Source organism: Herbaspirillum sp. NPDC087042 (genome assembly GCF_044745245.1).
In the GTDB taxonomy this organism is placed as follows: Bacteria; Pseudomonadota; Gammaproteobacteria; order Burkholderiales; family Burkholderiaceae_D; genus Herbaspirillum.
The window spans coordinates 149497-175532 of the sequence record NZ_JBIUZW010000009.1; the positions used below are offsets into that span (position 1 = coordinate 149497).

Annotated in this window: 21 protein-coding genes; 18 read left to right on the top strand and 3 right to left on the bottom strand. The window is 63.2% G+C overall.

Annotated features, from left to right (window positions below; genetic code table 11):
- The first annotated feature begins 69 nt into the window (after positions 1–69).
- The 13 genes from ACIPHN_RS14090 to ACIPHN_RS14150 all read left to right on the top strand — a co-directional run bounded on the left by ACIPHN_RS14090 (position 70) and on the right by ACIPHN_RS14150 (position 13891).
- Positions 70–1689 (top strand): GMC family oxidoreductase, encoded by a 1620-nt coding sequence (locus tag ACIPHN_RS14090; RefSeq protein ID WP_400437108.1) that lies wholly within the window; start codon positions 70–72, stop codon positions 1687–1689.
- Positions 1690–1902: 213 nt separating this feature from the next.
- A complete protein-coding gene (locus ACIPHN_RS14095) occupies positions 1903–2673 on the top strand; it encodes an ABC transporter ATP-binding protein (RefSeq protein WP_400437110.1) in 771 nt (256 codons plus the stop codon).
- Positions 2673–3428, top strand: coding sequence for an ABC transporter ATP-binding protein (locus tag ACIPHN_RS14100; protein ID WP_400437112.1), 756 nt, complete (start codon positions 2673–2675; stop codon positions 3426–3428). Before ACIPHN_RS14095 ends, ACIPHN_RS14100 begins: the two co-directional genes overlap by 1 nt.
- A 173-nt stretch (positions 3429–3601) precedes the next feature.
- Positions 3602–4810 (top strand): ABC transporter substrate-binding protein, encoded by a 1209-nt coding sequence (locus ACIPHN_RS14105; protein ID WP_400437113.1) that lies wholly within the window; start codon positions 3602–3604, stop codon positions 4808–4810.
- A gap of 120 nt (positions 4811–4930) precedes the next feature.
- Positions 4931–5815: a branched-chain amino acid ABC transporter permease gene (locus ACIPHN_RS14110; RefSeq protein ID WP_400437115.1), complete on the top strand. Its 885-nt coding sequence runs from the start codon at positions 4931–4933 to the stop codon at positions 5813–5815.
- A gap of 12 nt (positions 5816–5827) precedes the next feature.
- Entirely contained in the window at positions 5828–6808 is a 981-nt protein-coding gene (locus tag ACIPHN_RS14115; RefSeq protein WP_400437117.1) for a branched-chain amino acid ABC transporter permease, read from the top strand.
- A gap of 372 nt (positions 6809–7180) precedes the next feature.
- Positions 7181–7942 (top strand): sulfite exporter TauE/SafE family protein, encoded by a 762-nt coding sequence (locus tag ACIPHN_RS14120; protein WP_400437119.1) that lies wholly within the window; start codon positions 7181–7183, stop codon positions 7940–7942.
- A 329-nt stretch (positions 7943–8271) separates the two neighbouring features.
- Positions 8272–10203, top strand: a complete 1932-nt coding sequence (gene mnmG / locus ACIPHN_RS14125) for a tRNA uridine-5-carboxymethylaminomethyl(34) synthesis enzyme MnmG (protein ID WP_400437121.1) — start codon at positions 8272–8274, stop codon at positions 10201–10203.
- A gap of 55 nt (positions 10204–10258) precedes the next feature.
- Positions 10259–10921, top strand: a complete 663-nt coding sequence (gene rsmG, locus ACIPHN_RS14130) for a 16S rRNA (guanine(527)-N(7))-methyltransferase RsmG (RefSeq protein ID WP_400437123.1) — start codon at positions 10259–10261, stop codon at positions 10919–10921.
- Complete coding sequence (locus tag ACIPHN_RS14135) at positions 10921–11466, top strand: lipocalin family protein (RefSeq protein ID WP_400437125.1); 546 nt, start codon at positions 10921–10923, stop codon at positions 11464–11466. The genes rsmG and ACIPHN_RS14135 overlap by 1 nt, the downstream gene beginning before the upstream one ends.
- Before the next feature lie 58 nt (positions 11467–11524).
- Positions 11525–12157: a leucine efflux protein LeuE gene (gene leuE, locus ACIPHN_RS14140; RefSeq protein WP_198981097.1), complete on the top strand. Its 633-nt coding sequence runs from the start codon at positions 11525–11527 to the stop codon at positions 12155–12157.
- 17 nt (positions 12158–12174) lie between these two features.
- Positions 12175–12945, top strand: coding sequence for a ParA family protein (locus tag ACIPHN_RS14145; RefSeq protein ID WP_400437127.1), 771 nt, complete (start codon positions 12175–12177; stop codon positions 12943–12945).
- A gap of 34 nt (positions 12946–12979) precedes the next feature.
- Positions 12980–13891 (top strand): ParB/RepB/Spo0J family partition protein, encoded by a 912-nt coding sequence (locus ACIPHN_RS14150; RefSeq protein WP_400437129.1) that lies wholly within the window; start codon positions 12980–12982, stop codon positions 13889–13891.
- 99 nt (positions 13892–13990) lie between these two features.
- Here ACIPHN_RS14150 and ACIPHN_RS14155 read toward each other — a convergent pair whose 3' ends face one another.
- Complete coding sequence (locus ACIPHN_RS14155; protein ID WP_400437130.1) at positions 13991–15577, bottom strand: glucan biosynthesis protein G; 1587 nt, start codon at positions 15575–15577, stop codon at positions 13991–13993.
- A gap of 219 nt (positions 15578–15796) precedes the next feature.
- Between ACIPHN_RS14155 and bglX the strand changes: the two genes are divergently transcribed.
- Positions 15797–18151 (top strand): beta-glucosidase BglX, encoded by a 2355-nt coding sequence (bglX, locus tag ACIPHN_RS14160; protein ID WP_400437131.1) that lies wholly within the window; start codon positions 15797–15799, stop codon positions 18149–18151.
- A gap of 160 nt (positions 18152–18311) precedes the next feature.
- Here the strand turns inward: bglX and ACIPHN_RS14165 are convergent, their stop codons facing one another.
- Positions 18312–19283, bottom strand: coding sequence for a GlxA family transcriptional regulator (locus tag ACIPHN_RS14165; protein ID WP_400437132.1), 972 nt, complete (start codon positions 19281–19283; stop codon positions 18312–18314).
- 193 nt (positions 19284–19476) lie between these two features.
- Here ACIPHN_RS14165 and ACIPHN_RS14170 point away from each other — a divergent pair, with 193 nt between their 5' ends.
- Entirely contained in the window at positions 19477–20211 is a 735-nt protein-coding gene (locus ACIPHN_RS14170; protein ID WP_400437134.1) for a M24 family metallopeptidase, read from the top strand.
- A gap of 67 nt (positions 20212–20278) precedes the next feature.
- Here ACIPHN_RS14170 and ACIPHN_RS14175 read toward each other — a convergent pair whose 3' ends face one another.
- A complete protein-coding gene (locus ACIPHN_RS14175) occupies positions 20279–22138 on the bottom strand; it encodes an ABC transporter ATP-binding protein (RefSeq protein WP_400437136.1) in 1860 nt (619 codons plus the stop codon).
- 377 nt (positions 22139–22515) lie between these two features.
- On the opposite strand from ACIPHN_RS14175, the gene ACIPHN_RS14180 reads away from it, so the two are divergent.
- The 3 genes from ACIPHN_RS14180 (at position 22516) to ACIPHN_RS14190 (ending at position 26019) form a co-directional block, all read left to right on the top strand.
- Positions 22516–23172: an HD domain-containing protein gene (locus ACIPHN_RS14180; protein WP_400437137.1), complete on the top strand. Its 657-nt coding sequence runs from the start codon at positions 22516–22518 to the stop codon at positions 23170–23172.
- Positions 23173–23254: 82 nt separating this feature from the next.
- Entirely contained in the window at positions 23255–25045 is a 1791-nt protein-coding gene (locus ACIPHN_RS14185; protein WP_400437139.1) for an ABC transporter ATP-binding protein/permease, read from the top strand.
- Positions 25046–25170: 125 nt separating this feature from the next.
- Positions 25171–26019, top strand: coding sequence for a D-amino acid aminotransferase (locus ACIPHN_RS14190; RefSeq protein WP_400437140.1), 849 nt, complete (start codon positions 25171–25173; stop codon positions 26017–26019).
- The last annotated feature ends 17 nt before the right edge of the window (positions 26020–26036 follow it).

The following is a 26036-nucleotide window of genomic DNA, read 5'->3' on the forward strand; positions in this document are numbered from 1 at the left end:
CTACGCGACTACTCAGGCCGAACGGCTGCAGGAACGCAACGGCAAGAACAAGAGCACAGCGGAGACAGCATGCAATCGGCAGGGCAATACGACTACATCATCATCGGCGCCGGCACTGCCGGTTGCGTCATGGCCAACCGGCTTTCCAGGCAGCCCGGCGTGAAGGTGCTGCTGATCGAAGCGGGGGCACGTGACGACTACATCTGGATCCATATCCCGGTCGGCTATCTCTATTGCATCAACAATCCGCGCACCGACTGGATGTTCCGTACCGAGGCCGATCCGGGCCTCAACGGACGCAGCCTGATCTACCCGCGTGGCAAGGTGCTGGGCGGCTGCTCCTCGATCAACGGCATGATCTACATGCGCGGCCAGGCCCGCGATTACGACCACTGGGCCGAGGTGAGCGGTGACGACAGCTGGCGCTGGGACAATGTATTGCCGCTGTTCAGGAAGAGCGAGGACTACCATCTCGGCGCCAGCCAGTTCCACGGCGCTGGCGGCGAATGGCGCGTGGAGAAACAACGCCTGCGCTGGGACATCCTGGATGCCTTCCGCGATGCTGCCGCCGAGAATGGCATTCCCAGGCTCGACGACTTCAACCAGGGCGATAACGAGGGCTGTGGCTACTTCGACGTCAACCAGAAGCGCGGCGTGCGCTGGAACGCTTCCAAGGCCTTCCTGAGGCCTGCCATGAAGCAGGGCAACCTGGAGATCATGACCGGCTCCCACGTGAAGAAGCTGCGCTTCAGCCAGGGACCGTCCGGGCCGATCTGTCGCGGCGTGGAATTCACCGGTGGCGGCAGCGAGTGGTTCGCCGAGGCGGGCCAGACCATCCTGTGTGCGGGCGCCATCGGTTCGCCGCATATCCTGCAGATGTCGGGCATTGCCGCGCCCGAACTGCTGCAACAGCACCAGATCCCGGTGGTGCAGGCCCTGGCGGGGGTGGGCGAGAACCTGCAGGATCACCTGCAGATCCGCATGGCCTTCAAGGTGCAGGGTACCAGGACGCTCAACACCATGGCCTCCAGCATGCTGGGCAAGATGAAGATCGGCCTGGAATACCTGCTCACGCAGAGCGGACCGATGTCCATGGCCCCCTCGCAATTGGGCGCCTTCGCCAAATCCGATGCGGGCCAGGCCAGCGCCAACCTGCAGTACCACGTGCAGCCATTGTCGCTGGAGAAGTTCGGCGATCCGCTGCATCCTTTCCCCGCCTTCACGGCCAGCGTGTGCAACCTGCGTCCGACCTCGCGCGGTCATGTGCGCCTGGCCTCGACCGATCACGCCCTGGCCCCCAGGATCACCACCAATTACCTCGCCACCGCCGAGGATCGCAAGGTCGCCGCCGACTCCCTGCGCCTGACCCGTCGTATCGCGGCCGCCCCCGCGCTGGCGCGCTACCGCCCCGAGGAATTCAAGCCGGGCCCGAGCTACCAGAGCGAGGAAGACCTCTACCGTGCCGCCGGTGAAGTCGGCACCACCATCTTCCATCCCGTGGGCACTTGCCGCATGGGGCGAAGCGATGACGCGATGGCGGTGGTGGACGCCCAATGTCGGGTGCGCGGGGTGGGCGGACTGTGGGTGGCCGATGCCTCCGTGATGCCCTCGATCACCTCGGGCAATACCAATTCGCCGACGGTCATGATTGCCGAGAAAGTCGCTTCCAGCCTGCTTTCCCGGGCATAGAAGCGGGAATTCCCGGGCGCTGGCCGATACGGTACTTATACGTATTGTAGGAATGGTACGACTCGGCTACTATGCGCCAAATATTAAAACGAGCTTCTCGATTCGCCAGGTAAAAACGACGGTTCCTGAATCCAAAAGATTCAGACCAACCGCAGCAGGCAGGCCTTGACGACCGGATCAACCGGCGCGGGCATCAAAGGGAAAGAAGAGACTATGACAGACGTCATTCTGGAGACACGGAACCTGACGAAGGAATTCAAGGGTTTCACGGCAGTAAGCGCGGTCAACCTGCAAATTGAGCGCGGTCACATTCATGCCTTGATCGGCCCCAATGGCGCCGGCAAGACGACTTGCTTCAACCTGCTGACCAAGTTCCTGGTGCCGACCTCGGGCCAGATCCTGTTCAACGGTCGCGACATCACCATGGACGCTCCCGCGCAGATCGCGCGCCAGGGCATCATCCGTTCCTTCCAGATCTCTGCCGTCTTCCCGCACATGAGCGTGCTGGAAAACGTGCGCATCGGCCTGCAGCGCAAGCTCGGTACGTCCTTCCATTTCTGGAAGAACGGCGACAGCTTGAAGCAGCTCGACGAGCGCGCCATGCAGCTGCTGGAAGAAGTGGATCTCACCAGCTTCGCCCACACCACCACGGTGGACCTTCCCTATGGCCGCAAGCGCGCCCTGGAGATTGCCACCACCCTGGCCATGGAACCGGAACTGATGCTGCTGGACGAACCCACCCAGGGCATGGGCCACGAAGACGTGGACCGCGTCACGGCGCTGATCAAGAAGGTCTCGGCCGGCCGCACCATCCTCATGGTGGAGCACAACATGAGCGTGATCTCGGGCATCTGCGATCGCATCAGCGTGCTGCAACGTGGCGCGCTGCTGGCCGAAGGCAACTATGAAGAAGTCTCGCGCAACCCGCAGGTGATGGAAGCCTACATGGGCAGCACCTCCGCCGAACTGCAGGGAGCGCACTGATGAGCACCGCAACCATGAATGCCACCGTGAAGACGTCGTCCTCCAATGCGCCGCTGGTGCTGCAGATCAGCGACCTGCAATCCTGGTATGGCGAATCGCACATCCTGCACAACGTCAACCTGAACGTCCATCAGGGCGAGGTGGTGACGCTCCTGGGCCGCAACGGCGCCGGTCGTACCACCACGCTGCGCTCCATCATGGGCCTGGTCGGCACCCGCAAGGGGAGCATCAAGATCAACGGCCAGGAAACCATCGGCCTGGCCACCCACAAGATCGCCCATCACGGCGTCGGTTACTGCCCGGAAGAGCGGGCCATCTTCTCCTCGCTCTCGGCGGAAGAAAACCTGATGCTGCCGCCCTTCGTCTCCAAGACCGATCGCGGCATGTCCATCGACGAGATCTACGAGATGTTCCCCAACCTGAAGGAACGTCGCAGCAGCCAGGGCACCCGCCTGTCCGGCGGCGAGCAGCAGATGCTGGCGGTGGCGCGCATCCTGCGCACCGGCGCACGCCTGCTGCTGCTCGACGAGATCTCCGAAGGCCTGGCACCGGTCATCGTGCAAGCCCTGGCGCGCATGATCACCACGCTCAAGGCCAAGGGCTACACCATCGTGATGGTCGAGCAGAACTTCCGTTTCGCGGCACCCCTGGCTGATCGCTTCTATGTGATGGAGCACGGCCAGATCGTCGAGTCCTTCGAGTCCGCCCAGCTGGAATCGAAGATGCAGACCTTGAACGAGTTGCTCGGCGTCTGATCCACCGCGCACAGGGCAATGTGCACGGTGCAGCACCGACGGTGTCACCCGCTTCACCACGACAAGAATTTAACCAATAAGTACGTTCGCGGAGACAGTGATCCTGCCTCCGTACCAATCGGGTTGTCTCGCATCAAAACCACTTAGCGGGCTTCATAACAGAGGAGATGAAAATGAAACTCAAGGCAATGGCACTGGCCGTCACCGCTGCAGCAGCGGCATTCGCGACGGCGCCGGCTTCGGCCCAGATTTCGGGCGACGTGATCAAGATCGGCTTCATCACCGATATCTCGGGTGTGTATTCGGACATCGATGGCCAGGGTGGTGCGGAAGCCATCAAGATGGCGATTGCCGACATGGGTGGCGCGATCAACGGCAAGAAGATCGAACTGCTGGTCGCCGACCACCAGAACAAGGCCGACGTGGCCGCCAGCAAGGCCCGTGAATGGTTCGACCAGCAGGGCGTGGACATGCTGATCGGTGGCACCAACTCCGGTACCGCCCTGGCCAGCGCCAAGGTCGCGGCCGAAAAGAAGAAGGTCTACATGCAGATCGGCGCCGGTTCGGCCCGCCTGACCAATGAAGAGTGCTCGCCCTATACCGTGCACTACGCCTACGACACCGTGGCCCTGGCCAAGGGTACCGGTTCGGCCGTGGTGAAGCAGGGTGGCAAGAGCTGGTTCTTCCTGACCGCCGACTACGCCTTCGGCCACTCGCTGGAATCCGATACCGCCACCGTCGTGAAGGCGTCGGGCGGCACCGTGGTCGGCTCCGTCAAGCACCCGCTGGGCGCGTCCGACTTCTCCTCCTTCCTGCTGCAGGCACAAAGCTCCAAGGCCCAGATCATCGGCCTGGCCAACGCGGGTGGTGACTTCATCAATGCGGTGAAGGCGGCCAACGAATTCGGCATCACCAAGACCGCCAAGCTGGCTGGTCTGCTGGTGTTCATCAATGACGTGCACTCGCTGACCCTGAAGAGCACCGAAGGCCTGTACCTGACCGACAGCTGGTATTGGGATGCCAACGACGAGACCCGTGCCTTCGCCAAGCGCTACTTCGCCGTGCGCAAGAAAATGCCGTCCTCGCTGCAAGCCGCCGACTACTCGGCTGCCCTGCAGTACCTGAAGATCGTCAAGGAAATCGGCACCGACGATTCCGACAAGGTGATGGCAGCGCTGCGCAAGGCCAAGTTCAACGACATGTACCAGAAGAACGGTTACCTGCGCGCCGATGGCCGCGTGGTGCACGACATGTACCTGTACCAGGTCAAGGCGCAATCGGAATCGAAGTATCCGTGGGACTACTACAAGCTGGTGCAAACCATCCCGGCTGAACAGGCATGGACCACCAAGGCCGAGTCCAAGTGCGCCGCCTGGAAGTAAGCAGCAAGCAGTAAGGCAATCGGATCGACCCGCAAAATCTGTCATTTCTGTTCACGCAGGGATGGCAGATTTTTGCTGTAGGCGATTGCGTTTTTCACCCATCTGGACGAACGGGTTTTTATGGAACTATTCGGCATCCCCCTGCAAGCCTTGTTGAGCCAGCTCCTGCTGGGCCTGGTCAACGGCTCCTTCTACGCCATGCTCTCGCTGGGCCTGGCCGTGATTTTCGGCTTGCTCAACGTGATCAATTTCGCGCACGGCACGCTCTACATGCTGGGCGCCTTCCTGGCCTGGATGGGCCTGAGCTACTTCGACCTGAACTACTGGGTCATGCTCATCGTGGCACCCATCCTGGTCGGTGCCTTCGGCATCCTGATCGAGAAGACCATGCTGCGCTGGCTCTACAAGCTGGACCACCTCTATGGCCTGCTGCTGACCTTCGGCATCACGCTCATGGTCGAGGGCATCTTCCGCTCTGTCTATGGCGTCTCCGGCCAGCCGTATTCGGTGCCTGATCTGCTGCAGGGCGCCACCAACCTGGGCTTCATGGTGCTGCCCAACTACCGCGCCTGGGTCGTGGTGGCCTCGCTGGTGGTGTGCTTCGCGACCTGGTTCGTGATCGAGAAGACCCGCCTGGGCGCCTACCTGCGCGCCGGTACCGAGAACCCCAAGATGGTGGAAGCCTTCGGCATCAACGTGCCGCTGATGGTGACCCTGACCTACGGCTTCGGCGTGGCCCTGGCGGCCTTCGCCGGCGTGCTGGCCGCACCGGTGATCCAGGTCTCGCCGCTGATGGGCTCGAACCTGATCATCACCGTCTTCGCCGTGGTGGTCATCGGTGGCATGGGTTCCATCCTCGGGTCCATCATCACCGGTCTGCTGCTGGGACTGATCGAAGGCCTGACCCGGGTGTTCTACCCCGAGCTGTCGGCCACCGTGGTCTTCATCATCATGGCCATCGTCCTGATGGTCCGTCCGGCCGGCCTGTTCGGCAAAGAGAAATAATCGGAGACCGGCATGAACAAGAAACTCGGAATTGCAGTTCTGTTAATACTCGCACTGGCGGCGCCCTTCGGCATCTACCCGGTGTTCCTGATGAAGATGCTGTGCTTCGCCCTGTTCGCCTGCGCCTTCAACCTGCTGATCGGCTATACCGGCCTGCTGTCCTTCGGCCATGCCGCCTTCCTCGGCTGGGCCGGCTACATGTGTGGCCAGGCACTGAAGGTGTGGGGTTTGCCGACCGAACTGGGCCTGGTCGTGGGTACCGCCACCGGCGCCCTGATCGGCCTGGTGATGGGCTTGCTGGCGATCCGCCGTCAGGGCATCTACTTCACCATGATCACGCTGGCACTGGCACAGATGCTGTTCTTCGTGGCCTTGCAGGCGCCGTTCACCGGTGGCGAGGATGGCTTGCAGGGTGTCCCGCGCGGCAAGCTGCTGGGCTTCCTGAGCCTGGAGAGCGACATGACCCTGTACTACGTGGTGCTGGCCATCGCCGTGGCGGGCTTCGCCCTGATCGTGCGTACCATCAATTCACCCTTTGGACAGGTGCTCAAGGCGATCAAGGAGAACGAGCCGCGCGCCATCTCGCTGGGCTATGACGTGGCACGCTACAAGCTGCTGGCCTTCGTGCTGTCGGCGGCGCTGTCGGGCCTGGCCGGATCCACCAAGACCCTGGTGCTGGGCTTCGAGACGCTGACGGATGTGCACTGGAGCATGTCCGGCCTGGTGGTACTGATGACCCTGGTCGGTGGCCTGGGCACCATCGTTGGTCCCATCGTCGGTGCCGTCATCATCATCATGCTGGAGAACAAGCTGGGTGATATCGGTACCTGGCTGGCCAACGTTACGCATATCGACTGGTTCAATACCCTGGGCGATTCGGTGACCATCGTGACCGGCTTCATCTTCATCGTTTGCGTTCTGGCCTTCCGCAAGGGCATCGTGGGCGAGATCCTGGCGCTGGCCGGGAAGGGGCAGGCCCGACAGTCGCACTGAGTCCAAGCGCATGCAGGTCGTCTCCGGGCGACCTGGCTTACCGCCGGCAGATCACCCAGCGTGATTTCCCGGCGGTAATTTTTGTGCTGTCTGTTTTGTCCACAGCGTTTGCCAGGGGAGGGGAACAGCGGTGACATGTTTCGCAACAGAGGTGAATGGGATGGATCTGTAGCTGATGCGGTGCGAAGGACGGCGGTAGAATAGGCGCCGCCCGGAGCGGGCAAGCGGGGTGTGGTTTGCAGCCCGGTTGCGATCTCCGGCCAGACCAATCAAAAGAGATCACGCCTCATCTTATGCACAGCCATTTCTTCGCCACACCTCGCGCATCATCGCGTCCGATTCCCGTTGTCTTATGCACAGGGGAGGGAGGACATGCTTGATTACCTTGTGTTGTGCGGCGCCGCCTTCGTTGCCGGCCTGATCGATGCGGTGGTGGGTGGCGGAGGGCTGGTACTGGTACCAACCCTGTTCTCGGTCTTTCCCAATACGACGCCGGCCACGCTGCTGGGGACCAACAAGGTTGCCGGTGTCATGGGTACCAGCGCGGCCGCGATCAATTTCGCCCGCAAGGTGGCGGTACGCTGGAGTACCGTGACCCCGGCGGCGATCGCGGCATTTGCGTTGTCCTTCTTCGGCGCCTTCGTCGTCACGCATATCCCGACCGACCTGATCCGCAAGGCCTTGCCCTTCGTGCTGATCGCGGTGGCACTCTATACCCTGAAGAAGAAGGATTTCGGCACCACTCACGCACCTACCCTGAGTGGCACCCGCGAGATGGTCTATGCGGCGCTGATCGGTGCAGCGGTCGGATTCTACGACGGTGTCTTCGGGCCTGGTACGGGCAGCTTCCTGGTCTTCCTGTTTGTGCGGGTGTTCAGCTATGACTTCCTGTCGGCCTCCGCCGTCTCCAAGTTCGTCAACATCGCCACCAACCTGGCTGCCCTGTGCTGGTTCGGTTACAGCGGCCATGTAATCTGGCAGCTGGGTCTGCTGATGGCGGTCTTCAATATCGGTGGGTCGCTGGTGGGTACTCGGCTGGCAATGAAACACGGCAGCGTCTTCGTGCGCAAATTATTCCTGATCGTGGTCGGGGCCCTGATTCTCAAGAGCGCTTACGATGCATTCCTGAAATAGGGTAGGGTAAGGTAGCGATTGGGATGCACTGTTTCACGTGAAACATTGGATTGCAAAGATAGACAAAACGGAAGACGGAGCCAATGGCTCCGTTTTTCTTTTGGGGCAGCAGATCAGAAATTCTCTCAATTTCATCTTCACTGTTTCACGTGAAACAGTGCGAGCAGTGTTTCATTGATCAGCTATAGCTATCGCTGAGGCATCCTGATAGTGTCCAACAGGGCGGATAAGTGCGGTAAACCAACAGCCTATTCCGGGGTGCCGGGACCCTCTCCGCAAAAGACCTTATAATCTCGCCTCTGTTCTTACCTCTCCGCGAGGCGCGTATCATGCTATTCCCCACACATTTTGACGTCATTGTCGTTGGCGGCGGTCACGCCGGCACCGAAGCTGCACTGGCCGCAGCACGCATGGGCCAGAAAACTCTGCTCCTGACGCACAACATCGAAACCCTGGGCCAGATGTCCTGCAACCCCTCCATCGGCGGGATCGGCAAGGGCCACCTGGTCAAGGAAGTCGATGCCATGGGTGGGGCAATGGCGATTGCCACCGATGAGGCGGGCATCCAGTTCCGTATCCTGAACTCTTCCAAGGGACCGGCCGTGCGTGCCACCCGTGCCCAGGCCGACCGTATCCTGTACAAGGCGGCGATCCGCTCGCGCCTGGAAAACCAGCCCAACCTGTGGCTGTTCCAGCAAGCGGTGGACGACCTGATGCTCGAAGGTGACCGCGTCGTCGGTGCCGTGACCCAGGCCGGGATCCGGTTTGCGGGCAGGGCAGTGGTGCTGACCGCCGGGACTTTCCTGGATGGGAAGATCCACGTTGGTCTCAACAACTACTCCGGTGGCCGTGCCGGTGATCCGCCGGCGGTCTCGCTGTCGGCCCGCCTGAAGGAATTGAAGCTGCCGCAAGGGCGCCTGAAGACCGGCACGCCGCCGCGTATCGATGGCCGCAGCATCAACCTGGCCATCCTGGAAGAGCAACCGGGCGACCTGGATCCGGTGCCGGTGTTCTCCGTCATGGGCAACGCCGCCATGCACCCGCGCCAGATGCCGTGCTGGATCACCCATACCAATAGCCGCACCCACGACATCATTCGTGGTGGCCTGGATCGCAGCCCCATGTACACCGGCGTGATCGAAGGCGTGGGCCCGCGTTATTGCCCCTCCATCGAAGACAAGATCCACCGCTTCGCCAGCAAGGATTCGCACCAGATCTACCTGGAACCCGAGGGCCTGACCACCCACGAGTTCTACCCCAATGGCATCTCCACCAGCCTGCCGTTCGACGTGCAACTGGAACTGGTGCGCTCGATGAAGGGCATGGAAAACGCCCACATCCTGCGTCCCGGCTATGCCATCGAATACGATTACTACGACCCGCGCGGCCTGAAGTCCTCGCTGGAAACCCGTCAGGTCCAGGGCCTGTTCTTCGCCGGTCAGATCAATGGCACCACCGGTTACGAAGAGGCCGCCGCCCAAGGCATGCTGGCCGGTATCAATGCCGCCTTGCAGACCCAGGGGCGTGACACCTGGACCCCGCGCCGCGATGAAGCCTATCTGGGCGTGCTGGTCGATGACCTGGTCACCCAGGGCGTGCAAGAGCCTTACCGCATGTTCACCAGCCGTGCCGAGTATCGTCTCTCGCTGCGCGAAGACAATGCCGACCTGCGCCTGACCGAGATCGGTCGCGAACTCGGTTGCGTGGGCGATGCGCAATGGGAAGCCTTCGAGAAGAAGCGCGAATCCGTTTCACGTGAAATGGAGCGCCTCAAGAGCACCTGGGTCAATCCGCGCATCCTCGCTGCGGCCGAAGCCGAACGCGTGCTGGGCAAGGCCATCGAACGCGAATACAACCTGCTGGATCTGCTGCGCCGTCCCAACGTCAACTACGACAGCCTGATGAGCCTCACCGGCACCGAAGGCCAGCCCCTGGCCGGCCCCGGTATCGAAGAAGGCCCGGTGCGCGAGCAGGTCGAGATCCAGGTCAAGTACGCCGGCTATATCGCCCGTCAGGCCAATGAGATCAGCCGCCAGGACCACAATGAAAACCTGAAGCTGCCGGCAGACCTGGACTACATGGAGGTCAAGGCGCTCTCCATCGAAGTACGCCAGAAGCTCAACAAGCACCGTCCGGAAACCCTGGGCCAGGCTTCGCGCATTTCCGGCGTGACACCGGCGGCGCTGTCGCTGCTGCTGGTGCACCTGAAGAAGGGCGGCTTGAAGCACGGCACCACTAGCACGGACAACCAGGCGGCCTGACGCGGCCACCGATTCCACACCATTGTCGAACCAGATCAAGACCAAGGCATCAAGGATGAGCAACACTGCAGACCAGCACCACCTGACCCGCACCCTCAAGGAAGGCGCTGCTGCGCTCGGCCTGGACCTCTCCGAGGCCCAGATCGACAAGCTGATGGCCTACCAGGCGTTGCTGGCCAAGTGGAACAAGGTCTACAACCTGACCGCCTTGCGTGATCCGGCGCAGATGATGACGCATCACCTGCTGGACTCCCTCTCGGCCATGACCGCCTTCGCCGGCGCGCATCGCGTGCTGGACGTGGGGGCGGGCGGTGGCCTGCCGGGTATCGTGCTGGCGATCTGGGCGGCCGAAGCGCAACCGCAGATGCACATTACCCTGGTCGATACGGTGCAGAAGAAGACCGCCTTCCTCAACCAGGTCAAGGCGCAATTGCAGTTGGGCAATGTGACGGTCTTGCATGCGCGCGTGGAGCAGTTGCCCATCGAGCAACAATACGATGTCATCACCTCGCGCGCCTTTGCGGAACTGAAGGACTTCGTCACATGGTCGAACCACCTCCTGCAACAAGATGGCAAGTACATCGCCCTCAAGGGTGTGCTGCCGCAGGAGGAAATCGAGCGCCTGCCGGCCGGCTGGAAGGTCCAGAGCATCCGGCCGCTGCAGGTGCCCGGCCTGGATGCCGAGCGGCATCTCATCTTCATGGAAAGAGCGAGCTGATGAACAAACTCCAGCAAGTCCTGGCCACCACCCTGGTGTCGATGGCGCTCCTCGGTGCCGTTGCACCGGTCAGCGCCCAGGAGGTCAAGACCGTCTCCAGCGTCGATCTCAAGCGCTATGCCGGCAAGTGGTACGAGATCGCCAAGATCCCCAACAACTTCCAGAAGAAGTGCCTGTCGTCGACCACCGCCGAGTATGCTCCGCGTGAGGATGGCCAGATCGACGTGCGCAACCGCTGCAAGACCGCGGACGGCATCGATGAAGCCCAAGGGGTGGCCAAGGTGGTCCCGGGCAGCAACAACAGCAAGCTGCAGGTGCGCTTTGCACCGGCCTGGCTGTCGTGGATCCCGATGGTCTGGGGCGACTACTGGATCATGGAGCTGGACGACCAGTACAGCCTGGTGACCGTCGGCAGCCCCTCGCGTGAATACCTGTGGGTGCTTTCGCGCACCCCGACCATCAGCGAAGAGCAATACGAGACCGCCATCAACAACGCCACCAAGCAAGGCTTCGATACCTCGCGCGTGGTCAAGAGCAAGCCCTGATACGCCACCGGGCGCATCAGGTAGATCAATCACAGCACAGGACACAGGAGGCGGCACCATGCAGGCGATGTTTCACTCCCTCGGCATCACCGATATCTGGCAACTGATCGCCGCCACCATGGTGTTCCTGCTGCTGCCCGGGCCCGGCACCTTCTGCGTGCTGACCTGCACCGCCAAGGGCGGCATGCGTGGCGGCTTCGCGGCGCAGGCCGGCCTGATGCTGGGCGATATCGTGCTCATGTTCCTGGCCGCCATCGGTGTGGCCGCACTGCTGCACGCCAATCCATTGCTGTTCCACGGCCTGCAATACATGGGGGCGGCCTATCTGGCCTACCTCGGCGCGCGTCTGCTGTTTGCAAGAGGCGAGGGCGGTGGTACAGTCGTACCCTTTTCCAACGCCGCGGAATTCCGACGCGGCTTCCTGGTCACCTTGTTCAACCCGAAGGCCATCGTGTTTTACATGGCGTTCTTCCCGCTGTTCCTGGACCCCGCCACGCAACAGGGCGCGCTCACCTTCGTCACGATGGGCGCGGTGATCAGCAGCTGCACCGCTTTCTACGGCAGCCTGCTGGTCATCCTCGGCAATGCCGCGGCCCGTCGCCTGGCGCACAATCGCACCATCGCCAGATTGGCATCACGTGCGACCGGTGTATTCCTGATCGGTTTCGGCATCAAGTTGACCACGCAATAACGCTCAAATAAAAAGATATGGCAAAAATTTTCTGTGTCGCCAACCAAAAGGGTGGCGTAGGCAAGACCACTACCGCGGTCAATCTCGCTGCCGGCCTGGCCGAGCTGAAGCAACGCGTACTGCTGGCTGACCTCGACCCCCAGGGCAATGCCACCATGGGCGCCGGCATCAACAAGGCCACGCTGGAGGCGTCGATCTATGAAGTCCTGCTGGGCATCTCCGATATCCGCAGCGTGCGCAAGCGTTCCGATGCCGGTGGCTTCGACGTGCTGCCGGCCAACCGCGAGCTGGCTGGCGCCGAAGTCGAGATGGTTGAGCTGGAGCAGCGCGAGGCTCGCCTGAAGAACGCCTTCGCCGACGTCGCCGACGACTACGACTTCATCCTGATCGACTGCCCGCCGGCGCTGTCCATGCTGACCCTGAACGGCCTGTGCTCGGCGCACGGCGTGATCATCCCGATGCAGTGCGAGTACTACGCACTGGAAGGTCTCTCCGACCTGGTCAACACCATCAAGAAGGTGCACGCCAAGCTGAACCCGGAACTGAAGGTGATCGGCCTGTTGCGCGTCATGTTCGATCCGCGCATGACGCTCTCGCAGCAGGTCTCGGACCAGCTGGAACAACACTTCGGCGACAAGGTCTTCAAGACCGTCATCCCGCGCAACGTGCGACTGGCCGAAGCGCCGTCCTACGGACTGCCGGGGGTGACCTTCGATCCCACCTCCAAGGGTGCGCAAGCCTATATCGCGTTCGGCGCGGAAATGGTCGAGCGCATCAAGACGCTGTAATCACGCTCACGCATCGTTTTCATCAGGCAATCGCATGGCAACTCTACCGAAAAAATCCAAGGGACTGGGACGCGGACTGGACGCGCTCCTGGGCGGCTCGGCCGACATCACCGAAGAAGCGCAGGCCCAGGCTCAGGCCGGCCTGCCCACCGTGATGCCGGTGGGCGAGCTGCAGGCCGGCAAGTACCAGCCGCGTACCCGCATGGACGAAGGCGCGCTCAATGAGCTGGCCGCCTCGATCAAGGAACAGGGTTTGCTGCAGCCCATCCTGATCCGCGCCATCGGCAACAAGAATGGCCGCGACGTCTACGAGATCATCGCCGGTGAGCGCCGCTTCCGCGCGGCCAAGATCGCCGGCCTGACCGAAGTGCCGGTGCTGGTCAAGAACGTGGACGACCAGACCACGGCCGCGATGGCGCTGATCGAGAACATGCAGCGCGAGGATCTGAACCCCCTCGAAGAAGCGCAGGGCATCCATCGCTTGATCACCGATTTCGCCTTCACCCACGAGCGTGCGGCACTGGCCGTGGGACGTTCGCGCAGCGCGGTGAGCAACCTGCTGCGCCTGCTGAACCTGGCCAAGCCGGTGCAGACCATGCTCATGGCCGGCGATATCGACATGGGCCATGCCCGTGCGCTGCTGGTGGTGGATGCCGCCACGCAGATCCAGCTGGCTAACCAGATCGTGGCCAAGCGCATGTCGGTGCGCGATGCCGAGAAGCTGGTCACCCGCGCCTCGGCCGAGCAGGCGACCAAGCCGCGTGAAGCGCGCGAGAAGTCGCGCGACATCGCCCGTCTGGAAGAAGAACTGTCCGACCTCCTGGTCACCCAGGTCAACATCAAGACGGGCGCGCGCAACAAGGGCCAACTGATCATCCAGTTCAATGACCTCGATGCCCTCGATGGCGTCATCGCCCGCTTGCGCGGGGATGCGCAGGAATCCTGATCGCTACCGGGTACCGGCGGAAGATGAAAAAAGGGCTGCTCTGAAGAGAGCAGCCCTTTTCAATTCAAATGATACAAACGAGATCGATGCTTGAGCGCATCAGAAGGTCCGTTGCACATCCGAGCGCGGCGGCAGCTGGTAGCTCCAGGTCTCAGTGACCGGCTTGCCGCCGGAGACCAGCGCGGCACGCAATTCCACCGCCTGGGCCACATTGCGGATCTTCACGCGCAATGTCAGCCGCCAGCCGTTGATGGCCGGGTTGGGCTGCAGTTGCGCATCCATCAGCTCGCCATTGGCCGACACGCTCACCTGCGGCTGCACCTGCGCACCGGCCTGCAGCTTGCCCAGCGCCGGGCCGGTGAAGTCCACCAGCAGGGCGGTGGTGCCATCGAAGGCGCGGATCAGGTTGGCCTGCGTCAGTTCGCCATCGGTGTGGAAGGTCTGCTTCACCCAGCCCACTTCATCCTTCAGGATGGCCGGCTCGTCCATGGTCCAGTGGATGCGGTAGTCATAGGCCACCGGGGTGCCACGCGGCGGCAATTGCGCGGGCAGCCAGTAGGCCACGATGTTGTCGTTGGTCTCGTCGGCGGTGGGGATCTCCACCAGCTGCACGGCACCACGGCCCCAATCTCCCTTGGGCTCGATCCAGGCCGAGGGGCGCAGGTCGTAGCGGTCCTTCAGGTCTTCGAAGGCGGAGAACTCGCGGCCGCGCTGCAACAGGCCGAAGCCACGCGGATTGGTCACCTCGAAGGAACTCACTTCGACGTTCTGCGGATCGTTCAGCGGACGCCACAGCCACTCGCCGCTGCCGGTGTGGATGGCCAGGCCGTTCGAATCATGGATAGCCGGACGGAAGTTGCGGCGCGAGGATTGCTGGTTGGGCCCGAAGAGGAACATGCTGGTCAGCGGCGCGATGCCCAGGCGTCCTACTTCGCCGCGCAGGAACACGCGTGCCTGCACATCCAGCAGCGCATCCTTGCCCGGTGTGAGCGTGAATTTGTAGGCACCGGTGGCGCGCGGCGAATCCAGCAGCGCATAGAAGGTCAGTTGCTTCTCGCCCGGTGCCGGACGCTGGATCCAGAACTCGGTGAAGTGCGGGAATTCTTCGCCGCTCAGCATGGCCGTATCGATGGCCAGGCCGCGGGCCGAGAGGCCATACACCTGGCCACGGCCGATCACGCGGAAATAGCTCGCGCCCAGCACGCTCATGACCTCGTCTTCCTTGTCATCGCGGTTGAGCGGGTAGACCACGCGGAAGCCCGCATAGCCCAGATGCGCGGTGCTGTCCTTGGCCAGCGCGAGGTCGCCGAAGTTGAAGCGGTCGGTGCTGTAGCCCACATCCTGCACGCGACCGTCGGCGATCTCGTGGATCAGCACCGGCGCATTGAACTGCATGCCCTGGTGATAGAAGGCCAGCTTGAAGGGCGTCTGCTGCGTGCGCCATTCGAACTTCTCGCTCTTCGGCTGGATCTTCATGTAGTCGGCGAACTGCATCGCCGCAAAGGTCGGCGAGAGATTGCTCACCGGTTTCTGGTAGGCTTGGTCAGCCAGCAGCTTGGCCTTGGCCACGGCCTGTTCCAGCGAGAAGCCGGACTGCTGCGCCTGGGCCTGCGCGCAGGTGGCCAGCAGGCCCGCCGACAGCAGCAGGATGCTGCGCAGGGAAGACCATTTCAATCCATTCGTCATCAGGTATTTCTCCACAAATTCGCGGCGCTGGTGCGCGCCGTCAGGCTGCCCGCCTGTCCCGCAGGCAGCAAAACAGAATAATATAGCGAACCGTCCGGCAGGCTAAGCATCATAGAAGACAAGCAATAAATGATCCCGCCGGCCAGACCGCCTTCGACGGGCCGCTGCTCCCTGTAGAGAGCAGCGCGCCGCCAAAGTTTAGAAAAAGAGAGGAAACACGTGTCCCACAAGCTTACCGAGCGGCAAGCAGCGCCTGTGCGCCGCCCCCGCCTGGCCTTGGCCATGACCCTGTGCGCGCTGGCCTGCAGTGCCGCGCTGACTGGCTCTGCTGCCTATGCGCAAGCCAATCCGGCCTTGCTGGGCAACAAGAGCGCCTTCATCGACGACCTGCTGCGCCAGATGACGGTGGACGAAAAGATCGGCCAGCTGCGCCTGATCAGCATCGGTCCCGAGATGCCAGCCAAGAAGCTGATCGAGGAACTGGCCGCCGGTCGCGTCGGCGGTACCTTCAATTCCATCACCCGTCCCGAGAACCGGCCCCTGCAGGAGGGCGCCATGCGCTCGCGCCTGAAGATCCCGATGTTCTTTGCCTACGACGTCATCCACGGCCATCGCACCACCTTCCCCATCGGCCTGGGCCTGGCATCGAGCTGGGACATGGACGTGGTGGCCCGTGCCATGCGCATCTCCGCCGAGGAAGCCGCTTCCGACAGCATCGACATGACCTTCGCGCCGATGGTGGACATCAGCCGCGATCCGCGCTGGGGCCGCACCTCCGAAGGTTTCGGCGAAGACCCCTATCTGGTCTCGCGCATCGCCGAGGTCTCGGTGCATGCCCTGCAGGGCGAGGGCAAGCCGATCGCTGCCAACCGTCTCATGTCCAGCGTGAAGCACTTCGCGCTGTATGGCGCGGTCGAAGGCGGGCGCGACTACAACGTGGTCAACATGGACCCGCAACGCATGTACAACGACTACCTGCCACCTTACCGTGCCGCCATCGATGCCGGCGCCGGGGCGGTGATGGTGGCGCTCAATTCCATCAATGGCGCACCCGCCACCTCCAACACCTGGCTGCTGCAGGACCTGCTGCGCCGTGAGTGGGGCTTCAAGGGCCTGACCGTGTCCGACCATGGCGCCATCACCGAGCTGGTCAACCACGGTGTGGCGCAGAACGACAGCGAAGCGGCACGCCTGGCGATGAAGGCCGGCACCGACATGAGCATGGCCGACCAGGTCTACCTCAAGCAATTGCCTGAATTGATCCGCAGCGGCAAGGTCCCGCAGCAGGAGCTCGACAATGCCGTGCGCGACATCCTCGGTGCCAAGTACGACCTGGGCCTGTTCAAGGACCCGTATGTGCGCATCGGCCGTGCCGCGGATGATCCGCCGGATGTCTATGCCGATAGCCGCCTGCATCGCCCCGAGGCGCGCGCCGTGGCGCAGCAGTCCATGGTGCTGCTGGAAAACCGCAACGCCACGCTGCCGCTGAAGAAGACGGCGCGCATCGCCCTGGTCGGCCCGCTGGCCGATTCCCACATCGACATGCTGGGCAGCTGGTCGGCCGCCGGCCGCGACAAGCAGACCATCACCGTGCGACAGGGTGTGCAGGCCGCCCTGGGCAAGCAGGGCCAGCTGGTCTACGCGCGTGGCGCCAATGTCACGGAAGACAAGCGCATCGTGGACTACCTCAACTTCCTGAACTGGGACAATCCGGAGGTGGTGCAGGACAAGCGCAGCCCGCAAGCGATGATCGATGAAGCACTCGACGCGGCGCGCCATGCGGACGTGGTGGTGGCCGCCGTGGGTGAATCGCGCGGCATGTCGCACGAGTCCTCCAGCCGTACCAGCCTGACCCTGCCGGAGAGCCAGATGGCCCTGCTCAAGGCCCTGAAGGCGACCGGCAAGCCGCTGGTACTGGTGCTGATGAATGGCCGTCCGCTGGACCTGAACTGGGCGCGCGAGAACGCCTCGGCCGTCCTGGAGACCTGGTACACCGGCACCGAAGGCGGCAACGCGATTGCCGATATCCTCTTCGGCGACGTCAATCCCTCGGGCAAGCTGCCGCTGACCTTCCCGCGTTCGGTGGGCCAGATCCCCAGCTACTACAACCATCCGCGCGTGGGACGTCCCTTCACCGAAGGCAAGCCGGGCAACTACACCTCGCAGTACTTCGACGAGCCCAATGGTCCGCTGTATCCCTTCGGCTATGGCCTGAGCTATACCGACTTCAAGCTCTCCGAGGTACGGCTGTCACAGGCGAGCATGCAGGCCGATGGCAAGGTCGAGGCCAGCGTGACAGTGAAGAACACCGGCCAGCGCGCCGGCGCCACCGTGGTGCAGTTGTACATCCGCGATGTGGCCGCGTCGGTGGTACGCCCGGTCAAGGAGTTGAAGGGCTTCCGCAAGCTGCTGCTGCAGCCGGGTGAAGAGCAGCAGGTCAGCTTCACCATCGACCGCAAGGCGCTGTCCTTCTACAACGCCAAGCTGGAGTATGTGGCCGAGCCGGGCGAGTTCCAGGTGCAGGTGGGCCTGGATTCCAAGGACGTGAAGACGGCCTCGTTCACGCTGCAGTGATCTGTGGCGGGCTGAAAGAAAAATGGCGCACCAGAGGGTGCGCCATTTTTTTATCTCAATTTTCAATAATGATTTAAATAATATAAATTATTTGAAGCATTAAAAAATCCCTCTCGCTCCTGCCAGCGAGATTGCCGATCGGATGCATGATGGCATGGCGTCATCGCGGCATCGGCAAGAAACGCTCGCGGTACTGGCCGGGGCTGACCCCCAGGCGCTTCTCGAATGCACGCCGCATGTGGCTGGCATCGCTGAAGCCGCATTGCATGGCAATGCTCTTGAGGGGCAGGGAAGAACGCTCCAGGCGCCCACGGGCGGCATCGATGCGCGCCAGTTCGATGAACTCGGCCGGTGTCATGCCGGCATCGCGTGCGAAGACGCGGGCAAAATTGCGCGCGCTGGCGCCGGCCTGCGCAGCCAGCAGCGCCACGCTCATCTTCTGGTCCAGATGGGCCAGCACATACTGCTGCACCCGACCCACCAGCGATTGCTCGGCCGCATAGGGGGTGAGGTAGGGACTGAACTGCGACTGTCCGCCACTGCGCTGCATGAACACCACTAGCCGCTTGGCCACGTTCAGGGCCAGCTCCGCGCCCTTGTCCTCGGCCAGCAGTGCCAGCGACAGGTCGATGCCGGCGGTCACGCCGGCCGAGGTGTAGAGCCGGTCGTCGCGCAGCCAGATGCGATCGGGGTCCAGCTGCACCCGGGGAAACTGTCGCGCCAGCTCGGCGGCGTCGTTCCAGTGCGTGGTGACCCGCTTGCCATCGAGCAGCCCGGCGCGCGCCAGCAGGAAGGCGCCATTGCAGATGGAGCCATAGCGTGTGGCGCCATGTGCCTGCGTACGCAGCCAGGCGCACAGCGCGGCATCCGGCGCCTGTGCGACCAGCACCGGACCTCCGGCCACCAGCAGCAGGTCGCTGGCATCGGTGACCTCGCGGTAGTGCACATGGGGCGTCAACTGCAAGCCATTGGAACAGGTCAGCGGCCCCGCGCTCGCATCGCCGCCAATGACGCGCAACTGGTATTGCTGCGCCGGCAGCAGGAAGCGGTTGGCCTCGGCGAAGACATCGAGAGGACCGCTGAGATCCAGCGATTGCACTCCCGTGAACGCCAGCAGGGAAACAGTAGACATGGCACGCAGACAGGTGAGGGGTGGAACACCCTGCAGATCATACGCGCGCCGTGATGTCGTGCCGATGCTGGCAGGAATTTGCGTCAGCCTGGCCGGAAAGTGCTGCATGCGCGACTTGGAAATGCGCATCGGGATTTCGATAATGAAGACCTGACGCCATCTCCATCTTCATCTCATCCAGAAAGGACGCATCATGCAAGACACCCTCCAGGCATCGCCATTGCTATCTCCCACTCCTTCTTCGGCAGAGGAGGCGGCGCTGGCCGAGCGCGTCGGTCCGGCGTTTTCTGTCGAGGGCATGCTGGCGGCACGCCAGGCCACACGCAAGGCGATCACGGCGATCGCGGCGCGGGTAGAGCCGGGCATGCTGGAAGAGGATGCCGTCGCGATGGCCAAGGGCGTGCTGCATGAATCGGGCCTGACGCTGTCATGGCATCCCACTCGTGTGCGTTTCGGCCGCAATACCACCCGCGCCATGCGCCAGCCCTCGGAAGCCGGCGTGGTGCTGGCGCCGGATGACCTTTTCTTCATCGATATCGCCCCCCGCTGGCAGGGCTTCGAAGGCGATGGTGGTGCGGCCTTCGCGGTCGGCCAGCACGAGCCCTATCAGCGCTGTGCCAGTGATGCCCAGGCGCTGTTCCACGAATTGCGTGGTCTCTGGCGTGAAGACGGCCTGACCGGACGGGCGCTCTACGAACATGGCCGGCAATGGGCGCAGGCACGTGGCTGGGTGCTCAACTTCGACCTGCCTGGTCACCGGATCTCGGACTTCCCGCATGCGGCCATCCATACCGGTGCGCTGGCCGAGTTCGATGCGGCGCCGACATCGATGCGCTGGATCCTGGAAATCCATCTGCGCCATCCTGAGTTGCCCTTCGGCGCCTTCTTCGAAGACATGTTGCTGGAGGATGAATATTTCGAGCGCTGAGGGCGTAGCGGGACGAAAAAAAACCGCCCGGTTGTCACCGGACGGTCGTTGGCGGGGCGGCCTGGGCTCAGGCCACGGCGGCCTCGGCCTCGCTGTCTTCCTCACCCAGGAAGCCCCCGCTCTGATGCGCCCACAGCCGCGCATAGAGACCATTGGCGGCCAGCAGTTCGCTGTGCGAGCCCTGTTCCACAATGCGGCCCTGGTCCAGCACGATGAGCCGGTCCATGGCGGCAATGGTGGAGAGCCGGTGCGCGATGGCGACCACGGTCTTGCCTTCCATGAGCTTGTAGAGGCTGGTCTGGATGGCGGCTTCCACTTCCGAATCCAGGGCGCTGGTGGCTTCGTCCAGCAACAGGATGGGTGCGTCCTTCAACATCACGCGGGCAATCGCGATACGCTGGCGCTGGCCTCCCGAGAGCTTCACGCCGCGCTCGCCCACATGGGCGTCGTAGCCGCGGCGGCCCTTGGCATCGGCCAGGGTGCCGATGAAGTCGTGTGCCTCGGCGCGCTGGGCGGCGTGGATCATCTCGGCATCACTGGCATCGGGGCGGCCATAGGTCACGTTCTCGCGCACCGAACGATGCAACAGCGAGGTGTCCTGGGTCACCATGCCGATCTGCTCGCGCAGGCTGTCCTGGGTGACATGGGCGATGTCCTGGCCATCGATGGTGATGCGGCCACCCTCGATATCGTAGAAGCGCAGCAGCAGGTTGACGATGGTCGACTTGCCGGCGCCGGAGCGACCGACCAGGCCGATCTTCTCGCCGGGGCGGATCACCAGGTCCAGCTTGTCCACCACCGGGCGGGGCGAGGCACCGCCATAGCTGAAGCTGACACCCTCGAAACGCAGTTCACCGCGCTGCACCTGCAGCGGCCGGGCGTCGGGCGCGTCCTTGACCTCGTGCGCGCGCGCCAGGGTGTTGATGCCATCCTGCACCGTGCCCACGTGTTCGAACAGCGAAGACATTTCCCACATCACCCAGTGCGCGATGCCGTTCAGGCGCAGCGCCATGGCCGTGCTGGCCGCTACCGCACCCACGCCGACCTTGCCCTGCGTCCACAGGTATAGCGAGACCCCGGTGGCGCCGATGATGAGCACCATGTTCAGGATATGGTTGACCACCTCGAAACCCGACACCAGACGCATCTGGCGATGCACCGTGGTGAGGAATTCGCGCATGGCACTGCGGGCATAATCGGCTTCACGACCGGCATGCGAGAACAGCTTGACGGTGGCGATGTTGGTATAGGCGTCGGTGATGCGACCGGTCATCAGCGAACGTGCATCGGCCTGGCTGCGCGCCACCTTCGACAGGCGCGGCACGAAGTAGCGCAAGGCCACCGCGAAGGCGGCCAGCCAGATGAAGAAGGGCGCCAGCATCCACATGTCGAAGCTGCCGACCACGCCGATGAGGGTGGCGAAGTAGATGGTGATGAACACCAGGATATCGCCCACGATCATGCAGAAATCGCGCACCGCCAGCGCCGATTGCATCACCTTGGTGGCGACCCGGCCGGCGAACTCGTTCTGGTAGAAACTCATGCTCTGGCTGAGCATGAGACGGTGGAAGTTCCAGCGCAGCAGCATGGGGAAGTTGCCGGCCAGGGTCTGATGCTTGTAGAGCGTCTGCAAGCCGATCAGCAAGGGGCTGGCGGCCAGGATCAGCAGCAGCCACAGCAGGGTATGGCTTTCCTGCGCCCATAGTTGCGCGGGCTGCACCTTGGCCAGCCAGTCGACGATGCGGCCGAGGGCGGCGAAGAGCATCGCCTCGAACACGCCGATGATGGCCGTCATCAGGGTCATGGCGGCGATGTAGGGGCGCACGCCCCGGGTACAGAACCAGATGAAGCGCATGAAGCCGCGCGGCGGCGGCAGCGGCTGCGTTTCCGGATAGGGATGGACCAGTTTTTCGAACCAGTTGAACATGCAACAAACTCCACAAGATCAGGTGGCGGGCGACGGCGGCGCAGGGCGGCACGGGGGCCGTGGTGAGGCAGGGCAGCGATGCAGCGCAAGCGGCGCGGTCGTACGTCTTTCTATCGTGCGCACCGCAAGGGGACTCGTTCTCGGGTCCAGTGCGCGCTAGGTCATGCGCGGCCGGCGGATCCTTGCTGCTCTGTGGCAAGTGGATCTTCGGGCATGGCCGCGGAAAAGATGGAAGCCGAATGATCTCACATGCCGCCGGCTTGCGTGTGCGGCATCGCCGAAAAACACTTGTCGGAAAATCCGAACGGTGGCCAGCCGTAGCCGTCGGGGGCTTTGTGCGACACTGGCGGATTCGTGACCTCCCTAGCCGATCTGCCATGAACCTGTCCCAGGCCGCCGCTGCCTTCTCTCCCTTCGAACCCCTGGCCCACAGCTTGTTGCCGCATGTCTTCGACGACGCCGGCGATGGCTCGCATGACGTGACGCATCTCCTGCGCGTGTGGCACAACGCCTGCCGCCTGCAGGCCGAGGAGGGCGGTGAGCTGCGCATCCTGCTGGCGGCGGTGTTGCTGCATGACTGCGTGCGGGTGGAGAAGAATTCGCCGCTGCGCAGCCAGGCCTCGACCCTGTCGGCGCAGCGCGCCGGCGAGATCCTGCAGGCGCTGGACTGGACGCAGGAGGACATCGCCCGCGTGGCCCATGCCGTGCAGGCGCACAGCTACTCGGCCGGGTTTGCCGCGCAGACGCTGGAGGCGAAGATCGTGCAGGATGCCGACCGGCTCGATGCTATCGGCGCCATCGGCGTGGCGCGCTGCTTCTATGTGGCCGGGCGCATGGGCTCGGGTTTGCGTGAGGCCTTCGATCCGGCGGCGGCCCATCGCGAACTGGATGACCGCCGGTATGCGCTGGATCATTTCCCGCTCAAGCTGTTTCGCCTGGCCGAGGGTTTCCAGACCGCCAGCGGTGCGCGCATGGCGCAGGAGCGGGAAGCCTGGATGCGCGACTTCGTCGAGCAGTTGCTGGGCGAACTGTAAGGCCCACATTCAGCCCAGCTTAAGTCTGTGTTAAGTCTGCCCCGGCAAGCTGGACAACAATTCCAAATTCCAGGACTCCGCCATGACCGATCGCCAGCCCTCTCCGCCATCGCCACCGCCGCCACCCACCCTCGCCAGGGCCACCCGTGCCGAGATCTGGCGCCTCATCAAGCCCTTCTGGGTGTCCGAGGAGAAATGGCGCGCCTGGGCGCTGCTGGCGGCCATCCTGGCCTTGAACCTGGGCATGGTCTACATCAACGTGCGGCTCAATTCCTGGAACCGCGACATGTACAACGTGCTGCAGTCGCGCGACTATCCGCAGTTCAAGTCGCTGCTGTGGCAATTCTCGGGGCTGGCCTTCGTGTTCGTGGCCATCGCCATCTACAGCGTCTATCTCAAGCAGGCGCTGCAGATCCGCTGGCGCTACTGGATGAGCACGCGCTACCTGGATCGCTGGCTGGCGCATCGTGCCTACTACCGCATCGAGCAGGACCAGGCCGGACGCCTCTCCGACAACCCCGACCAGCGTATCGCCGAAGACCTGCATGCGCTGACCTCCGATACGCTCTCGCTGGTGCTGGGTTTCATCTCCAGCAGCGTGACCCTGTTCTCCTTCATCCATATCCTGTGGACGGTCAGCGGCCCGCTGGCGTTTTCGGCGTTGGGCCAGTCCTGGGTGATCCCCGGCTACATGGTGTGGTTCGTGATCGCCTATGCCACCGTGGGTTCGGGCGTGGTGTGGTGGATCGGCCGGCCGCTGGTGGGTCTGAGCTTCAACCAGGAGCGCTTCGAGGCCAACTTCCGCTTCGGTCTCATCCGCGTGCGCGAGCATGCCGAGGCCGTGGCCCTGTATCGTGGCGAAGCGCAGGAACGCGCCCAGCTGACCGCGCGCCTGGATGACATCCGTGGCAACTGGTGGAACATCATGACGCTGACCAAGCGCTTGAACGTGGCCGTCAATTTCTATGGCCAGTTTGCGGTGATCTTCCCCATGCTGGTGTCGGCGCCGCGCTATTTCTCCGGGGCTATCTCGCTGGGCGTGCTCATGCAGATCAGCGATGCCTTCGGCCAGGTGCAGGATGCCTTGTCCTGGTTCATCAATGCCTTCACCACGCTGGCCAGCTGGAAGGCCAGTATCAACCGCCTGGCCGGCTTCAATGCTGATGTCGAGCGCGCCACCGGCATGCCCCGCACCATCGAGGTGGCACCGCATGCCGGCACGGCCGTGACGGTGGAAGGCCTGCAACTGTCCTTCCCGGATGGCGCGCCCATGATGCGCCGCCTGGATGCACGGGTGGAATCGGGCGAGCATGTGCTCATCAGCGGTCCTTCCGGTTGCGGCAAGTCCACGCTGATCCGCGCCATGGCCGAGCTGTGGCCCTTTGGCGCAGGGCGTATCGGGCTGCCGGCCGGGGCGCCGGTGATGTTCCTGCCGCAACGCAGCTACCTGCCCATCGGCACGTTGCGCGCGGCGCTCTCCTATCCGGCCGCCGAGGGCAGCTTCGACGATGCCCTGATCACGCGCTACCTGGCGCTGTGCCGCCTGTCGCACCTGGCCGGACGGCTGGATCTGGCCGCCAACTGGAGCCAGGCGCTGTCGCCGGGCGAGCAGCAGCGGCTGGCCTTCGTGCGGGTGTTTCTGAACCGCCCCAGCCTGGTGTTCCTGGATGAGGCCAGCAGCGCCATGGACGGCGAGACCGAGGAAGCACTCTACGGCGCCTTGCCGCGCGAATTGCCGGGCGTGACCGTCATCAGCATCGCCCACCGCGAGACGCTGGCGCGCTTCCATGACGTGCGCTGGAAATTCCTGCCCGGGGAGGCCGGTAAGGTCGGTGAAGAAGGTGGTTTCCGGGTCGAAGCGGCGCCGCTGTGAGCCAGCGTAGCCGGGCAGGGTTATACCGTTTTTGCATAGGGTGTAACATTGCCCCGTGCAAAAATGGTTCGATCGCGGCTTGCGTGCGCGCCCCCTTCCTGTTCCCGACCTCTGGAAAATCCATCATGAACGACCCCATCGTCTACCTCAACGGCGAATTCACGCCCCTGTCCGAAGCCCGCATTCCCGTGCTGGATCGCGGTTTCATCTTCGGTGACGGCATCTACGAAGTCATCCCCATGTATCGCCGCAAGGCTTTCCGGGGCCAGCAGCACCTGGCGCGGCTGTTCCGCAGCCTGGCCAGCATCGGTATTCCAAATCCGCATAACGAGGCCGAGTGGATGGAGATCATCGGACGCGTGGTCGAGGCCAATGGCCTGGAGGATCAGATGATCTACCTGCAGATCACCCGTGGCGTGGCCAAGCGCGCCCATGCCTTCCCCAAGGAAGTGGTGCCGACCGTGCTGATCATGACCAATCCCATGGCCTTGCCGCCGGCCTCGGCCATCGAAAAGGGCGTGGCCTGCGTGACCCTGGAAGACCGCCGCTGGCTGAACTGCCAGATCAAGTCCACCTCGCTCCTGGGCAATGTGCTGGCGGCGCAATTCGCGGCCGAGCATCAGGTGACCGAGGCGATCCAGTTCCGCGATGGTTTCCTGTCGGAAGCCTCGTCCTCCAATGTGTGGGTGGTCAAGGGTGGCAAGATCGTAGCGCCCCCCAAGGACAACCTGATCCTCGAAGGCATCCGCTATGGCTTGATGGAAGAGCTGTGCGCCGAACAGGGCATCGTGCTGGAAGCGCGCCGCATTCCGCGCGAGGAAGTGCTGGCGGCCGATGAGCTCATCATTTCCTCGGCCAGCAAGGAAGTCTTGCCGGTGGTCACCCTGGATGGCCAGCCGGTGGGCAATGGCCAGCCCGGTCCGGTGTTTGCCAAGGTGTACGCGGCCTACCAGGCGGCCAAGGCGCGCCTGTAATCCGTTTGCAGCTTGTC

What these genes read in the sequence shown, in the direction of transcription:
- ACIPHN_RS14090 (WP_400437108.1), top strand. Translation starts at nt 70, where the DNA reads ATGCAATCGGCAGGGCAATACGACTACATCATCATCGGCGCCGGCACT.
- ACIPHN_RS14095 (WP_400437110.1), top strand. Translation starts at nt 1,903, where the DNA reads ATGACAGACGTCATTCTGGAGACACGGAACCTGACGAAGGAATTCAAG.
- ACIPHN_RS14100 (WP_400437112.1), top strand. Translation starts at nt 2,673, where the DNA reads ATGAGCACCGCAACCATGAATGCCACCGTGAAGACGTCGTCCTCCAAT.
- ACIPHN_RS14105 (WP_400437113.1), top strand. Translation starts at nt 3,602, where the DNA reads ATGAAACTCAAGGCAATGGCACTGGCCGTCACCGCTGCAGCAGCGGCA.
- ACIPHN_RS14110 (WP_400437115.1), top strand. Translation starts at nt 4,931, where the DNA reads ATGGAACTATTCGGCATCCCCCTGCAAGCCTTGTTGAGCCAGCTCCTG.
- ACIPHN_RS14115 (WP_400437117.1), top strand. Translation starts at nt 5,828, where the DNA reads ATGAACAAGAAACTCGGAATTGCAGTTCTGTTAATACTCGCACTGGCG.
- ACIPHN_RS14120 (WP_400437119.1), top strand. Translation starts at nt 7,181, where the DNA reads ATGCTTGATTACCTTGTGTTGTGCGGCGCCGCCTTCGTTGCCGGCCTG.
- mnmG (WP_400437121.1), top strand. Translation starts at nt 8,272, where the DNA reads ATGCTATTCCCCACACATTTTGACGTCATTGTCGTTGGCGGCGGTCAC.
- rsmG (WP_400437123.1), top strand. Translation starts at nt 10,259, where the DNA reads ATGAGCAACACTGCAGACCAGCACCACCTGACCCGCACCCTCAAGGAA.
- ACIPHN_RS14135 (WP_400437125.1), top strand. Translation starts at nt 10,921, where the DNA reads ATGAACAAACTCCAGCAAGTCCTGGCCACCACCCTGGTGTCGATGGCG.
- leuE (WP_198981097.1), top strand. Translation starts at nt 11,525, where the DNA reads ATGCAGGCGATGTTTCACTCCCTCGGCATCACCGATATCTGGCAACTG.
- ACIPHN_RS14145 (WP_400437127.1), top strand. Translation starts at nt 12,175, where the DNA reads ATGGCAAAAATTTTCTGTGTCGCCAACCAAAAGGGTGGCGTAGGCAAG.
- ACIPHN_RS14150 (WP_400437129.1), top strand. Translation starts at nt 12,980, where the DNA reads ATGGCAACTCTACCGAAAAAATCCAAGGGACTGGGACGCGGACTGGAC.
- ACIPHN_RS14155 (WP_400437130.1), bottom strand. Translation starts at nt 15,577, where the DNA reads ATGACGAATGGATTGAAATGGTCTTCCCTGCGCAGCATCCTGCTGCTG.
- ACIPHN_RS14165 (WP_400437132.1), bottom strand. Translation starts at nt 19,283, where the DNA reads ATGTCTACTGTTTCCCTGCTGGCGTTCACGGGAGTGCAATCGCTGGAT.
- ACIPHN_RS14170 (WP_400437134.1), top strand. Translation starts at nt 19,477, where the DNA reads ATGCAAGACACCCTCCAGGCATCGCCATTGCTATCTCCCACTCCTTCT.
- ACIPHN_RS14175 (WP_400437136.1), bottom strand. Translation starts at nt 22,138, where the DNA reads ATGTTCAACTGGTTCGAAAAACTGGTCCATCCCTATCCGGAAACGCAG.
- ACIPHN_RS14180 (WP_400437137.1), top strand. Translation starts at nt 22,516, where the DNA reads ATGAACCTGTCCCAGGCCGCCGCTGCCTTCTCTCCCTTCGAACCCCTG.
- ACIPHN_RS14185 (WP_400437139.1), top strand. Translation starts at nt 23,255, where the DNA reads ATGACCGATCGCCAGCCCTCTCCGCCATCGCCACCGCCGCCACCCACC.
- ACIPHN_RS14190 (WP_400437140.1), top strand. Translation starts at nt 25,171, where the DNA reads ATGAACGACCCCATCGTCTACCTCAACGGCGAATTCACGCCCCTGTCC.